This window comes from Paraburkholderia edwinii, assembly GCF_019428685.1.
Classification (GTDB): domain Bacteria; phylum Pseudomonadota; class Gammaproteobacteria; order Burkholderiales; family Burkholderiaceae; genus Paraburkholderia; species Paraburkholderia edwinii.
Genome location: NZ_CP080096.1, coordinates 555,063 through 570,944 on the forward strand (window position 1 = coordinate 555,063; position 15,882 = coordinate 570,944).

6 protein-coding genes are annotated in these 15,882 nt (G+C 63.8%); 4 read left to right on the plus strand and 2 right to left on the minus strand.

What is annotated here, in order from left to right:
* Positions 1-121: 121 nt before the first annotated feature.
* A complete protein-coding gene (locus KZJ38_RS24265) occupies positions 122-1,915 on the plus strand; it encodes a hypothetical protein (RefSeq protein ID WP_425518410.1) in 1,794 nt (597 codons plus the stop codon).
* Positions 1,912-3,036, plus strand: a complete 1,125-nt coding sequence (locus tag KZJ38_RS24270; protein WP_219802231.1) for an NAD(P)/FAD-dependent oxidoreductase — start codon at positions 1,912-1,914, stop codon at positions 3,034-3,036. The genes KZJ38_RS24265 and KZJ38_RS24270 overlap by 4 nt, the downstream gene beginning before the upstream one ends.
* 47 nt (positions 3,037-3,083) lie before the next feature.
* Here KZJ38_RS24270 and KZJ38_RS24275 read toward each other — a convergent pair whose 3' ends face one another.
* Positions 3,084-3,965: an aldo/keto reductase family oxidoreductase gene (locus KZJ38_RS24275; RefSeq protein ID WP_219802232.1), complete on the minus strand. Its 882-nt coding sequence runs from the start codon at positions 3,963-3,965 to the stop codon at positions 3,084-3,086.
* Positions 3,966-4,315: 350 nt separating this feature from the next.
* On the opposite strand from KZJ38_RS24275, the gene KZJ38_RS24280 reads away from it, so the two are divergent.
* Together KZJ38_RS24280 and KZJ38_RS24285 are read left to right on the plus strand one after the other, a co-directional pair.
* The gene (locus KZJ38_RS24280) at positions 4,316-9,841 is read left to right on the plus strand and encodes a trifunctional serine/threonine-protein kinase/ATP-binding protein/sensor histidine kinase (protein ID WP_219802233.1); all 5,526 of its coding nucleotides are present in this window, start codon (positions 4,316-4,318) and stop codon (positions 9,839-9,841) included.
* A gap of 161 nt (positions 9,842-10,002) precedes the next feature.
* Positions 10,003-14,184 carry an autotransporter outer membrane beta-barrel domain-containing protein gene (locus tag KZJ38_RS24285; protein ID WP_219802234.1) on the plus strand — a complete coding sequence of 1,394 codons (4,182 nt, stop codon included), beginning with the start codon at positions 10,003-10,005 and terminating at the stop codon, positions 14,182-14,184.
* A gap of 64 nt (positions 14,185-14,248) precedes the next feature.
* On the opposite strand, the gene KZJ38_RS24290 is transcribed toward KZJ38_RS24285, so the two are convergent.
* On the minus strand, positions 14,249-15,880 hold the full coding sequence (locus tag KZJ38_RS24290; RefSeq protein WP_219802236.1) for an NAD-dependent malic enzyme: 1,632 nt from the start codon (positions 15,878-15,880) through the stop codon (positions 14,249-14,251).
* Positions 15,881-15,882 lie beyond the last annotated feature (2 nt).

Sequence of the window (15,882 nt, forward strand, 5' to 3'; positions counted from 1 at the left end):
CTTTCGCGTCACGCGGGCGCGCCTCGGCGTGTTTCTGTGCCGCATCGTCGACGGCGAAGCGGGCAACGTGTCGATTCTCGACACCGCGGACGGCGATACGCGGCGCAGCTTTGCGTTGCCCGTGCGCAAGCTGTTTGCGGGCGCGCAGTATCCGGACATGCCGCCGGTTCACTCGATCGGTTTTCGCGGTTACTTTCTCGGCGACAAGCTCAAGCGCGTCATCGACGTCAGTGGCGCAAGCGTGCCGGGCACGCTCGATCTGACGCGCGCGCCGTTTATCAACGAAGCGCGCATCGAAGTATCGGCCGGCGCGAGCGGCCGCGACGACGGCATCGAGCTCGATGCATTCGACGGCGCATGTGTCGTCGGTCCGCGACCGCGCGATCGGCTCGTATCGATCGCCATGCAGGAAGAGCAGATCGCGCGGTTTACCGTTCCGCCGCGCGACGGGCCGCCGTCGCTGTTCAGAGGACACGGCATCGACGAAGGCAATATCAGTTTCAACCGGCACTACACGTCGCTTCAGGTGCCGTCGAGCAAGGCGCGTCTCCTGCTCGAAACCGCGTTCGCGCAGCTCGAGCATGTGTTTCCGGCGCTGCTCGATCCGCTGCCGAAGACGCGGCCGCGCGCCGCGCCCGAGTATGTGAACATGCGCCACCGCGTCGAGCCCGATGGCCGCATCACCGTGCTCGGCAATACGCTGCCGGCCGGTGAATACGAAGCGCAACTCGATGCCGGCGGCTTCGAAGCGGCGATGTTCGACGACGGTGTCATGGATGGTGCCGTATGGGCGGTTATCGACGGCGTGCCGACATCGGCTGCGTTCGTGCTCGTGACGGCGCCGGATTTTTTCCCGCGCGCAGATGAAGAAGACCTCCAGGCGTGGGGCGAAACGAATCCGCAGCGTGCCGCATCGCACCGCTTTAAGGAAGGCGGACCGACGCCGCTGTCGGCCGGCCGATTCGTGCCGAACCTGCTGCTGAACGACCCATGGAGCGGCGAGCCTCTGTTTGCGAAAACGGACGACACCGTGGCGGCGCTCGTGTCGCGTCCGGTGCCGCCCGAGGCGCGCGAGCACGTGCCGCCAAAGGTCGCGGACCTGCGCCGGCACGCAGGCGGCTTTCTGCCCGATAGCGCGTCGAACGAATTCGCGCCCGGATGGGATGTCTCGTACGACGAACTGGACGGCACGTACTACTACACGACGCATGGCCTCGGTTCGCCATACCCCGAAGACGTGAAGTTCTGCGCATCGGCCAACGCATACTGGCCCGCCGCTTCGCCCGACGCTGCGCGCACGTTCGAACGGCCCGGCATTCCGACCGCGATTCCGATGCTCGACGACGAACTCGGCTTCCATCCGGACAGCCTGCACGGCACACCCGACGCGAAGCCAGGCTGGGACGGCGAGTTTGGCCCATTCTTTCAGGCGCTCGACGGCGTGGCCGGTGTCAATTCGGCCGACGTGCGGCGTTCGGACTATGTGTACAACGCGACGCAGCACACGTTTGCATCGCGCGTATTCGACCTGTCGAGCGAGGAACTGATCCGCCGGATGGAGGCGCTGAACGCGTGCCTCGAAGCGATACCGAAGGCCGGATCTGAAATGCCCTCGGAAACGGACTACTGGATCGTCAGCGCAACGTGCGGCCGAAGCGGCGATTCGCGAGCCACGCACTATACGTTCGAGTTGTGCGTGCCCGATAACGGCCGCGCGCAAACGGTCGTATCGCGCGCCGTGACAAGCGCGGCCGCACCGGGCCACTGGCGTCTGTGGCGACCCGTCAGCGAGCGTGTCAAAGCTGAGTGCCGCTTCGACGGCCCCGACGGTCTGGTGCCGCGCCTCGTGCGTTACGCGTCGTTCGATGAAACGACCGGCATGTACGGCGAATGGCAACAACGGGAGCTGCGATGAACGAGGCAACGTGCGATGCGCTCGTGGTCGGCGACGGTCCCGCGGGATGCGTCGCCGCGTTGACGCTGCGGCGCGCGGGTTTGCGCTGCACGATGCTCGCGCCGTCAATGCCGGCCAGTCGGCGCGGCGCGATCGAAAGCGTCCCGCCGATGGTGCCGTTGCTGCTTGCGGCGGCAGGGATTGGCGGCCACCAGTTTGCGGACGCAATCGCCGGCCGCTTCGGCGGCATGAGGTCGGATGGCGGTGTGCGGCTTTTCCAGAGCAGCGATGGCATGACCCGCACACTGCGCGAGGAAGGTTGGCATGTCGAGCGCGCGCAATTCGACCGCGTTTTGCTGAATCACGCGCTCGAACAGGGCGTGACGTTGCAGCGAGACCGTGTGACGGCGGCGTCTTGCATGACCGACGGCGTGGCCGTGGAAACCGCGATGACGCGCCATCGCGCGCGCTGGCTCGTCGATGCATCGGGGCGCGGCGCGATGCTTCAGCGTCTGCTCGGTCTTGTTGCGATCACGCGAGGCCCGAAGATGCTCGCGTGGCGCGGCGTCGCACGGCTTTCGCAAAGCGCCGATGCTCAGCACGACGCAACGCAGGGCGGAACGCGCGACCTGACGCACGACGTAATGACTAGCGCAACCCATGCGATGCCCACCTTCGAGACATCGGGTTCGAGCTGGCTATGGCAGGCGCCGCTCGACGACGGCACGCTGGCATGGACGTGGGCCGGCGAAGCGAATGCGCCGCCGCCGGCCCGCGTGCGTGCGCCGGTCTATCCGGACACGAGCGGGCGCCGCGACGAAAGCGGCACGACCGCTGCATCCGTCGCACGCGGCTTCGACGTCAGCTGGCGGCTGGTTCGCCCGGCCGCCGGCGCGGCATACCGGATCGTCGGCGACGCCGCCGCAATGCTCGATCCGCGCAGCGGCCAGGGCGTGCTTTTCGCGCTGTCGTCGGCGCTTGCTGCGGCGCGTTCGATCGTCGCTGTCGAACAGGCGCCGCATCTGCGTGCACTCGAAGCCGCTGGCTACGACGCCTTCGTCGCGGCCGAGTTCCGGCGCAAAGGGGACGAGTTGATGCGTCGCATGCCTGCCCCGGCGAACGAAGCCGACGTCAGTGGTTAAGCGCAACCCGCCGCAGCGCAACAACGCACAGCGTGTGGCCGCTCCGCTTATTCCTTTTCCCGCGTCCCACCGATCGCATCAAGCTCTGCCTGCGCTTCATCCGTCAATTCGATCCGTTCCGCCGCGATGTTCTCGTGCAGATGCCCGACCGACGACGTCCCCGGAATCAGCAGAATATTCGGTGATCGATGCAACAGCCAGGCGAGCGCAACCTGCCGCGGCGTCGCATCCACCGACTCCGCGACTTTCGCGAGCACCGACGACTGAATCGGCGTGAACCCGCCGAGCGGGAAAAACGGCACAAACGCGATACCGACGCTCGCAAGTTCGTCGACGAGTGCGTCGTCATCGCGCTCGACCACGTTGTAGAGGTTCTGCACGCAGACGATATCCGCGATGCGACGCGCTTCGGCGACCTGCGCCGATGTCACATTGCTGAGCCCGATATGCCGCACGAGCCCTTCGCGCTGCAGTTCGGCGAGTGCGGTTACCTGTGGCTCGATCGATCCTTCCGACGGCTTATGGATATCGCCCATGATCCGCACGTTCACGACATCGAGCGCATCGAGGCGCAGATTGTGCAGATTGTCGTGCACCTGCTGTCGCAATTCCTGCGGTGTGAGCGCCGGCAGCCATGCGCCGGTGTCGTCGCGACGTGCGCCGACCTTGGTGACGATCGTCAGATTTTCCGGGTACGGATGGAGCGCCTCGCGGATCAGCAGATTGGTCACCCGCGGGCCGTAATAGTCGCTGGTATCGATGTGATCGATGCCGGCTTCGACCGCTGCACGCAGTACCGCAAGCGCAGCGCCACGATCTTTAGGCGGTCCGAACACACCGGGACCGGCCAGTTGCATCGCGCCATAGCCGATGCGGCGCACCGGACGGCCGGCGAGTGGAAACGTTTTGACGGAAGCGTGATTCGGCATTCTGGTCATCCCTTCGCTTGATGAGTGAAGAAGTGCGCCAAGTATGCGAGCGATTCCGCTGTTAGATAATCCCATCCAGATCGAACGGGCTGTGCAAAAAGGCGAACAATGGCGATGGAAGTGAGCACGCAGATGAGCACGAGTTTCTGAAGACGAACGAACCATCGTTCGCGGAACTGCCCCACCTCATTTATTCGTCAACTGTGGCAGACTAGGCTCCTGCGCTCCGACCCGCTCGCGGTCGTCCACGCTTTTCCTGCGGCGCGGCAATCCGCGGCCATGCACGCGGCGCGGTACCTCTCCCGATAGCGGAAATCTGGCAGTCGAACCTGACTTATGGGGTCGTTGCAGTGGCGGACAGCAACTTCGAAGTCCTAGCGAACGACGGCGATCGTGCGTTCTACCGAACGACGCGTACGAATGCCGACGGCACACGGACGTCCGTACTCACGGTGCGGCCCGCCGGCGAGCCGCCGACGGCCGCGAGCCTCGATCGCGTCTCGCACGAATACGGCCTGAAGGACCAGTTGCACAGCAGATGGGCGGTGCGGCCGCTCGAGCTCGTGCGGCACGGCGATCAGACCGTGCTGATTTGCGAGGATCCGGGTGGTGTCCCACTCGAACGGCTGCTCGGCGCGCCGTTCGACACCGAACGCTTCCTGCAGCTCGCAATCCGTATGGCCGCAGCGGTCGGCGAGCTGCATCAGAGCGGCCTCGTGCACAAAGACCTGAAACCCGCGCATGTTCTCGTCGACGAAGATGCGGGCACGGTGCGCCTGACCGGCTTCGGCCTCGCCACCTTGCTGCCGCGCGAGCGGCAGTCGCCCGCGCCGCCCGAGACCATTGCCGGCACGCTCGCGTACATGGCGCCCGAGCAGACGGGCCGCATGAACCGCTCGATCGATGCGCGCAGCGACCTGTATTCGCTCGGCGTGACGTTCTACCAGATGCTGACGGGCGCGCTGCCGTTCACTGCGTCCGAGCCGATGGAGTGGGTGCATTGCCATATCGCGCGCAAGCCGGTTCCGCCCGATGAACGCGTCGAACACGTGCCGCCGCAGCTCTCGCGCATCGTGATGAAGCTGCTCGCGAAGACGGTCGAAGAGCGCTATCAGACGGCGGCGGGCCTCGAACACGACCTGCGCCGCGCGCTTGACGCGTGGCAGGCGCACGGCAGCGTCGAAGCGTTTGCCCCCGGCGAGCAGGACATCCCCGACCGGCTGTTGATCCCCGAAAAGCTCTACGGCAGGGAACGCGAAATCGCGACCTTACTCGACGCGTTCGAACGTGTTGTCGACGAAAGGATGCCGCGCCTCGTGCTCGTTTCCGGCTATTCGGGCGTCGGCAAGTCGTCGGTGGTCAGCGAGCTGCACAAGGCGCTTGTGCCGCAGCGAGGCCTCTACGCATGGGGCAAGTACGATCAGTACAAGCGCAATGTGCCGTATGCGACGTTCGCGCAGGCATTCCAGTGCCTCGTTTCGCAAGTCCTCGGCAAGAGCGACGAAGAGCTGGCGCAATGGCGCGCCGCGCTGCAGGAAGCGCTCGGCCCGAACGGCCAGCTGATGGTGAAGCTCGTGCCGCAACTCGCGCTCATCATCGGCGAGCCGCCGCCGCTACCCGACGTGCCGCCGCAGGACCAGCAGGCGCGCTTCCAGATGGTGTTCCGGCGATTCCTCAGCGTATTCGCGAGCGCCGATCATCCGCTGACGCTGTTCGTCGACGACCTGCAATGGCTCGACGCCGCCACGCTCGATCTGATCGAGCATCTGATCGTGCATCCGGACGTGCGGCATCTGTTGCTCGTCGGCGCGTACCGCGACAACGAAGTTGGCGCCGCGCATCCGCTCGTGCGCACGCTGACGCGGTTGCGCGACGCCGGCGCGGGCGGCCGCGTCAGCGAGATCGTGCTCGCGCCGCTCGGTCTCGACGACGTCGCGCGGCTGCTTGCCGATGCGCTGCGTAGCGACGCGGGCCATGTGCGGCCCTTGGCCGAACTCGTGTTCGAGAAGACCGGCGGCAATCCGTTCTTCACGATCCAGTTTCTGCTTGCGCTCGCGGAGCAGGCGCTGCTCGGCTTCGATCCCGACGCAGGCGCGTGGACATGGGACCTGCCGCGCATCCGCATGATGGGATTTACCGACAACGTAGCGGACCTGATGGCGGTCAAGCTCGGCCGGCTGCCGCGCGACACGCAGCAGGCGCTCGGGCAGCTCGCGTGTCTCGGCAACGTCGCGCGGGCCCACACGCTTGCGATGGTCTACGGCGCCGCCGAGGAAGCGACGCACGCAGCGCTATGGGATGCCGTGCGCGCCGGCCTCGTGCTGCGCACCAACGGCACGTATACGTTCCTGCACGACCGCATCCACGAGGCCGCCTACGCGCTGATTCCCGAAAGCGAGCGCGCCGGCGCGCATCTGCGGATCGGCCGCGCGCTGGCCGCCATGACATCCGCGGACGAACTCGAAGACAACATCTTCGAGATCGTGAACCAGTTCGATCTCGGCGCCGCGCAGATCGACACGCAGGAAGAGCGCGAACAGGTCGCCCAGCTGAATCTGCTTGCAACACGGCGAGCCAAAGCGGCGAGCGCTTACGAAGCCGCGCTTCGCTATTGCCGCGCCGGCCGCGCGCTGCTTACGCACAACGAGTGGCAACAGTGCTATCGGCTCACGTTTGGCCTCGAACTGTGCGCCGCCGAATGCGAATACCTGATCGGCGAAATGGCGGCCGCGGACACGCGCCTTGCGATGCTGTCGACGCGCGCCCAGACGATGATCGACCTCGCCGCGGTGACGTGCGTGCGCATCAATCTCTACACCACGCTCGACCAGAGCGACAGCGCGGTCGAAGTGGGCCTCGCGTATCTGCGCAAGATGGGCGGCCACTGGTCGCCGCATCCGGCAGCCGACGTCGTGCTCGATACCTATCGACGCCTGTGGCAACGGCTGCAGGCGAGCCTGAGCGACGCGCTGCTCGACCTGCCGCCGATGAACGACCCTGAGCGCTCGGCGACGATGGACGTGCTGACCGTGCTGACGTCACCTGCGTTGTTCAGCGATCCGAATCTGTTTCGGCTCGTGGTCAGCGAGATGGCTGTGTTGAGTCTCGAGCACGGCAATAGCGATGGCTCGTCGCTCGCGTATGCATGGCTAGGCGCGGTGCTCGGCTCGTATCTCGGCGAATATGAAGCGGGGTATCGCTATGGCCGGCTCGGGCTCGACCTTGTCGAAAAGCGTGGGCTCGATCGCTTCAGGGCTCGCGTGTACCTCGTGTTCGCCGTGCATATTTCGCACTGGATGGAGCCGCTGCCGGCGTCGCGCGCGCTTCTGCGCCGCGCCTTCGAAGCCGCGCTCGAGGCAGGCGACCTGTCGTACGCGTGCTATGCGTGCGCGGACGTGAGCACGAACCGGATTGCGGCCGGCGATGCGCTGGCCGATATCGAACGCGAAGTGCGGCTCGGGCTCGAATTCGCGCGCAAAGTGCGCTTTGGCTTGATCAACGACATCCTGACCGGGCAACTGCTGCTTACGCGTACGTTACGCGGCCCGGCGGCGTCGGAGGCAGCGGATCTCGACGACACGCCCGAAGCCGGGTTCGATGCACACAGCTTCGAGCAGCGTCTGAACGACACACCGCAACTGGCCGTCGCGGCTTCGTACTACTGGATTCGAAAGCTGCATGCGAGCGTCTATTTCGGCGACGACGCGGGCGCGATTGCCGCGGTGGCGAAAGCGCAGCCATTCCTGTGGACCACCCCGACGCAGTTCGAATGCGCGGAGTTTCATTTCTATGGCGCGCTAGCACGCGCGGCGCATTGCGATGCGGTGACGTCCGTTGAGCGCAGCCGCCTTCGCGAGGCAATTGCCGGGCATTACGAACAGCTTGCCGTATGGGCGACGAATTGCCCCGCGACGTTCGCCGATCGTGTCGCGCTGGTCGGCGCCGAAATGGCACGCGTCGACGGTCGCGATTTCGACGCGTTGCGGCTATACGAGGAGGCGATCCGGCATTCGCGTGCAGGCGGCTTTATCCATAACGAGGCATTGGCGTACGAACGCGCCGCGCGATTCTGCACGGCGCGCGGCTTGCCGACGGTGGCCGAGGCGTACTTGCGAAACGCGCGGCGCTGTTATCTGAGCTGGGGCGCCGACGTCAAGGTGCAGCAGCTCGACCAGCGCTATCCGCATCTGAGCGCCGATGCAGCGACGCCGGGCGCGATCAGCACGATCCGCGCGCCGGTAGAACATCTCGATCTCACGACCGTACTGCGCGTATCGCAGGCGGTATCGGGCGAGATCGTGCTGGACAAGCTGATCGACACGTTGATGCAGACGGCGATCGAGCATGCGGGCGCCGTGCGAGGGCTGCTGATTCTGTTCGACGGCGGCGAACCGCGGATCGCGGCGGAAGCGGTCACGGGCGGCGATACGATTACGGTGCAGCGTCGCGATGCGCCGCTCGATGCTAATGCGCTGCCCGAAGCGATCGTGCAGAAAGTGCTGCGTACGCAGGAGGCGCTGATACTCGACGATGCATCGGCCGACCCGGTACTCGCTTCCGATCCTTATGTGCGCAAGCACGCCGCGCGCTCGATGCTGTGCGTGCCGCTCGTCAACCAGAGCAAAACGGTCGGCATGCTGTATCTCGAGAACAATCTCGCCGCGCGCGTGTTCACGCCGACGCGCATCGCAGTGCTGCGCCTCGTGGCGTCGCAAGCCGCGATCGCGCTTGAAAATACGCGTCTTTATCGCGATCTCGCGGAGCGCGAAGCGAGGATCCGGCGCATTGTCGATGCGAACATCATCGGTGTTTCGTTCTGGGAGCTCAATGGATCGATCAAGGCGGCCAACGATGCGTTTCTGCGCATCGTCGGATACGACCACGAGGATCTCGTCGCGGGCCGCTTGCGCTGGACCGAACTGACACCGCCCGAATGGCGCGTGCATCACGACAGCAAATGGGCGCCGGAACTGAAAAACACCGGCAACGTGCAGCCCTACGAAAAAGAGTACTTCCGCAAGGACGGCACGCGTGTGCCGGTGCTTGTCGGGTCGACGACTTTCGACAATGCGCGCAATGAGGGCGTCTCGTTCGTGCTCGATCTGAGCGAAAGCAAGAAAGCTGAGGAGGCGCTGCGGTTCATGCAAACGGAGCTCGCGCATGTGAACCGCGTGGCAACGATGGGGCAGCTGACCGCGTCGATCGCGCATGAGGTTAACCAGCCGATCGCCGCGACCGTCGCAAACGCGGAAGCCGCGTTACGCTGGCTCAACCGGCAACCGCCGAACCTCGTGGAGGTGCGCGAGGCGACCGAGCGCATTGTGAAGGAAGGACATCGCGCAGCCGCTGTGATCGGGCGCATCCGCGCGCTGATCAAGAAGGCGCCGCCGCAGAAAGACCGCCTGAGCATCAACGACGCGATTCGCGATGTGCTCGAACTCGTGCGCGCCGAGACGCTGAAAAACGATGTGCTCGTGCGTGTCGAGCTGGCGCCCGGCTTGCCGATGATTGACGGCGACCGCGTGCAATTGCAGCAGGTGTTGCTCAATCTGATCGTCAATGCGATCGAATCGATGAGCGGCGTGGCCGACGCGGTGCGGCACCTGGAGATCAGTACACGGCATGTGCGCGACGCCGGTTCAGGGGGCCAAGGCTCGATTCATGTCGAAGTGCGCGATTCGGGGCAGGGGCTCGACCCCGCACGTGTGGACCGCCTGTTCGAAACGTTTTACTCGACGAAGGCGAGCGGCATGGGCATGGGCCTCGCGATTTGCCGGTCGATTATCGAGGTGCATGGGGGAACGCTGACAGCAAGCGCGAATGAGCCGCGAGGCGCGGTGTTTCAATTCACGCTGCCGGTCGATCTCACGACCTGACGCATTGGTTTGCCGACCACGCGCAAACGATATAAGCGAACCTTGCCGATAGCCGATTGCTGTACATACTGCTTCCATATCATGGATTGCGTCCGTTCCTCGTAGACCATCTGGAACAGGAGGCAATATGTCAGCACAACAATTCGGCATGCGAATAAAAAATGAGTGTTGGTTGGCAATCGTCCAAAGGCCTGGTGTTACGGCCGCTATGCGGAGCGATTCTGCTAAGCCCCGCTTTATCCGCAATCGGCACGACGACGATTCCTTCGGGTACGACAAGCTTGACGCTCTCGACGGATACCTCCTATCTGATTAGCGCGGGCACCACGATCACGACAACGTTTCAGGACGCGATCAGGGTCGACGGCATTGCCCCTGTTTCCATGACTAACGCGGGAACGGTCATCAGCTCGACCGATAACTCGGCAGCGGCAGTCAGGTTCGATGTCCCCGGCTCCATGACGAATCTGCAGACGGGGGAACTGTTTGGATTGACCCACGGCGTATTCATGAACGGCGGGGGACCGGGTAACAACGTTGTCAACTTTGGCGACATCTCCGCCGATGTGAGTCACGCTATCACGTATGGCGGAACAACGAGCGGAACGGTCGATAATTTCGGCACGTTGAACCAGCCGCACCTGGGTTCAGTCGGCACGTCACCCGATGGCGTCTTCGTGCAAACGGCGGGACAGGTCACCATCAATAACCACGTGAATGCGTCAATCGTGTCCGGCGTGGGCGACTCATCGTTCGGGTCAGGGATCGTCGTCGAGCAGGGCACGGCCACGGTCAACAACGACGGCACGATCACGGGTTTTCACGAAGGTGTCGTGAGCACGACAGATGGCGTCGTGAGCGTGAATAACAGCGCGACAGGCGTCATTCGGGGAAACCTCGGCCCCGGCGTGCAGCTTCTTCACAACAGCACGCTCGTCAACCATGGGCTCATCTCGAGTTCTGAATCGGCCGTCGTGGTTCTCTCCGGATCGAACAATACAGTGACGTTGGCTACCGGCTCACAGCTGATGGGTCCCAACGCGGCGATACTTAGTCAGGGAATCGGCAATACCATCGTCCTGGACGGAACCGGAAGTCAGGGGGGCAGTTTTAACGGGGGGACTGGAGGCGGCTTCGCCGCACTGACGTCGAATACCGGGAGCGACTGGACACTGACCGGAGCGATCAGTATGACCTCCGCCTCGGCGGCAGCGGTCAATGTGCTCGGTCATCTGACGCTCGGCGGCGACCTCGCCAACGAGCGCCGCGGCGGCACGACGATCGCTCAAGGTGCGCGTCTGACACTCGGTACAGGCGGCGCGGGCGGCATGGTGGGCGGCGATATCGTCAATAACGGCACACTCGAATTCAACCGAAGCGATTCGGCGACCTATAGCGGCGTGATAAGCGGTGCAGGTTCGACCATCCAGGCGGGCACCGGCGCCTTCACGCTAAGCGGAATCAATACTTACAGCGGCGGCACGTCGATCACCGCGGGCAGTCTGATCGCGACCAACGGCAGCGCGCTAGGCTCGGGACCGGTTGCCAATGGCACTGCGCTGCAATTGCACTTCGAGAGCAACAGCGCGCTGGCGAATGGTCTGTCCGGACCGGGCAGGCTGGTCAAGACCGGCGCCGGCGTTGCGACACTGTCTGCCGCGGGCTCGGCCCAAGGCAGCGTATCGGTCGACGCCGGCACATTGCGTTTCGTGCAGGAAGGCGCCTTCACGACAGCCGGCGACTACACCACGGTGGCGGGCGCGACAACGGGCCTCGGCGGTAAGAGCGCGCTGCATGTGGGCGGCGAGTTCGCCATGAACGGCACATTGAACAATGTCGCGGGCGAAGCCGTTCCGGTTATTACCGCGAGTTCAGCCACGATCGGTAGCGGCACCACGTTCAATATCGCGGGGTACACCGCGGTAGCGTCCGAGAGTGCATCAAAGCTGGCAGCCGGAACATTCCAGGAAATCCATACCACTACGCCGAACGGCTTGAGCGGCACATTCCAGACCGTGCGCATTGCCGGATCGACGAGCCCAGTCGACTTCCTGACGGTGACCTCCGTCTATACCCCTCAGGACTACGACATTGGGGTCGGTTTGACATGGTATGCGTCGCACAGTACTTCTCCCCAGGTTGCGAATGGCTTTTTTACGATTGCTGTCGCTGATGACTCGTTCGATATGGACGCGGTGCTGGTCGATCAGCCGGCCAATGCAGCGACGGGCTGGGATGGAAAGACGCTGACTAAAGCCGGTGCGGGCACGCTGCAACTGTCGAAAGCAAACACCTACACCGGCGCAACACTGATCGAAGGCGGCACGCTGCTCGCGGGCGCGGCAAACGTCATTGCCAGCAGTGCGCAGCTTTCGGTGTCCGCGGGCGCAACATTCGACCTCAACGGCTTCGATCAGCAGGCGAACAATCTCACGGGAGCGGGCAACGTGACCTTAGGCGGGGCCGCGCTAAACGTCAGCAATACTGCCGATTCCGAGTTCGACGGCATCATCAGCGGCAACGGTAGCCTGACCAAGACCGGCAGCGGCAGCCTGATCCTGACAGGCAACAACACATTCACCGGCGCCACCACGATTGGCGCAGGCACCTTGCAGCTAGGCTCAGGCGGTACGACGGGCGCTGTTGGCGGGGACATTGTCGACAACGGCACGCTCGTCTTCAACCGGAGCGACACCGTCGTCTATGCCGGCGCCATCAGCGGTACGGGCGCGCTCGTGCAGCAAGGGACGGGAAGCGTGGTGCTGTCCAACATCCATACCTACAGCGGAAACACGACAGTCAATGCGGGATCGCTGGTGCTTGCGAGCGGCGCGCAGCTTGCCGGTACGGCGCAAGTCACGGTGATGCAGGGGGCCACATTCGGCGGCTATGGTGCGGTCGGTGGCAAGGTCGTCAACAATGGCCTGTTCGCGATCGCGGATGCCGCACCGGGTTTCTCGGGTGGACCGGCAGGACAGTTCGTGGTCGGCGGTTCGTTCGTGAACAACGGAGAAATCCGCATGGGCAGTCCGGTGCCCGCCAGCACGTTGACAGTCTCCGGCAATTACACAGGCAACGGCGGCGTGCTAACGCTCAGCACAGCGCTCGGCGGCGACAATTCGCCGACCGACCGCCTCGTCGTGCATGGCGATACCGCGGGGCAGACGCGGGTCCGGGTTGAGAACGCCGGCGGGTTGGGTGCCACGACCCATAACGGGATTCAGATCATTCAGGTCGATGGTCAATCGAATGGCGTGTTCACGCTCGACGGCCGCGTCGTTGCCGGCGCGGACGAATATAACCTGCTCAAGGGAAGCCCGAGCACGCCGGGCGATGGCGACTGGTATCTGAGTTCGGCTCCGCCGACGCCCGCACCCACACCTACGCCCACTCCGCGACCCGAGCCAGGCGGCTACCTCGGCAATCAGGCTGCGGCACAGGCGATGTTCGTTCACACGCTGCACGATCGTGCCGGATTTCCAGACCCGTTCGTCGTCAATGGCGAGAACAGTGATACGTCGACCGCATGGGCGCGTACAGCCGGCGGCCGTACAAAGGACAACGCCGCGAATGGACGTCTCGATGAAACGACCGACTTCGCACTGGTCCAGGTGGGTATCGATCTGCTGCATAAGGTATCGAACAATCAACGTTGGCAAGCGGGCATCATGGCGGGTTATGGGTCCGCGACCACCGACGCACGTGCAAGCAACAACGCGGCGACGGCAAGCGGCAATGCCAATGGCGCGAGCGGCGGTGTCTACGCAACATGGCATGGCAATGCGACCGCGCCGGACGGACCTTATGTCGACACGTGGCTGCAATACGCGCACTTTGACAATAGCGTCAAAGGAAGCGAACTCAACGGCGAAAATTATTCAAGCCAGGTGTGGGCAGGCTCGATCGAGGCCGGTTGGGCGTTTGCGCTTGGACAGACGCGAACGGGTCCGGTCATGCTCGAACCCCAGGTGCAGTTCATCTACTCGGGCTATCAGGCCGACGACCACACCGAGAGCAACGGCACGCGCATTCATAGCGACGACAGCGGCGGGCTGACGACGCGCCTTGGCGTACGTCTGTTTCACGCTCCCGCATCGATCACCGCGCCCGGCTGGCTCCCGTTTCTCGAGGTCAACTGGTGGCACGACACGAACGGCAATTCGATCGCGTTCAACAACACGGTCGTCGCGCAGGACGGCCCGACTAATCGGGTCGAGTTCAAGGTCGGTGTGCAAGCGCAACTTGCGCAGCAGTGGCGCGCGTGGGCGCATTTCAGCTATCAGCAGGGGAACGGCGGCTTTCGCAGCTACGAAGGGTTGTTTGGCGCGCGGTATATCTGGTGAAGCCGGTCCGCAAAATCAATGCTTTCCCGCAAACCGCGCGCCGCATCGGAGTGCTTCTTTCCCGTCAGGTTGAATACACCGGCTTATAAGCACGTTCCCTGATATAGCTTTCGATATCGTCGGGCCGCGGCACGCGCGCGAGGTTTTTCTCGAAGATATGTTCGGCCACGCGCGCGGCCACATGCAGCGATGCGTCGAAAATCTTCGCTTGCGGCGGATAGATCAGCCCGGTCTCGAGGCTTTCGTCGGTGACCTGCTCGGCCACCGCTTTTGCCGCGACGATAAACATCTCCTCTGTGACGCGCTTCGCTTCGGTCGCATACACGGCCATGCCCATCGCCGGGAAGATATAGACGTTGTTGCCTTGCCCCGGCACGAACGTGCGGCCGTCGTGTAGCGTGACCGGTGGAAACGGACTGCCGCTCGCGAAGATCGCGTTGCCGTTCGACCAGCTGTAGGCCTCTTCGGCCGTGCATTCTGAACGCGACGTCGGGTTCGAGTAGGGGAAGATGATCGGCCGCTCGTTGATTTCGCTCATCGCTTCGATCACCTGCTGGTTGAAAAGCTTCGGCACCGTGCTCACGCCGATAATGCCCGTGGGCCGCAACGCTTTGACCGCCTCGACGAATGAGTTGAGCGGCGCATGGTCCACCGCGAACGGCTTCTGAAAATCCGCAAGATCGCTGCGCGACTTCTCGATCAGGCCGTGTACATCGAACAATGCGTGGCGCGCGCGCGCCTGATCGATCGTGAGTCCTTCCAGCGTCATCGCTTCGCTGATCAACTCCGCGATGCCGGTTGCCGCGGAACCGCCGCCCAAAAACAGAAAGCGCTGCTCAGCAAGCTTTTGCCCGGAAATACGCAGCGCGCCGAAAATGCCCGCCAATGCGACGGCGGCCGTGCCCTGGATATCGTCGTTATACGTGCAGAGCTTGTCCTTGTAGCGATTGAGCAGCGGCACCGCATTGAAGTTCGCGAAGTCTTCCCACTGGATGCAGCATTTAGGAAACAGCGCTTGAACGGATTCGACGAATTCGTTGACGAACGCGTAATAGTCGTCGCCGCGCACCCGTTCGTGACGCAGGCCGAGATAGAGCGGATCTTCGAGCAATTCGTGATTGTTGGTGCCGACGTCGAGCACCACCGGCATGCAGAATTGCGGCGGCACGCCCGCACAGGCGGTGTAAAGCGAGAGCTTGCCCATCGGGATGCCCATGCCGCCCACGCCGAGATCGCCGAGGCCGAGAATGCGCTCGCCATCAGTGACGACGATAAAGCGCACATCGTCTTCGGGCCAGTTTTGCAGCAGTTCCTTCACGCGGCCGCGCGCCGAGATCGGCAGATACATGCCCCGCGCGCCGCGATAGACGTGATCGAATTTCTGGCACGCCTCGCCGACGGTCGGCGTGTAGACGATCGGCATGAAGCGCGATGGGTCCGACATGATCGTCGCATAGAACGCCGTTTCGTTGCGAGATTGCAGGTCGGACAGATACAGGTATCTCTGCAGGTCGTTATCGAGGTGCGACAGTTCCGAATGCACGCGCGCGACCTGCAGTTCCAGCGTGCGGACACACGGCGGCAACAGCCCTTCGATGTGATGGGCGAGCCGCTCGGCTTGAGTGAATGCCATGCCCTTGTTCAGTTGCGGCGAGCGTAGAAGTTCGTAACCGGTAAGCGTGCTTTGCGGGTTCATCG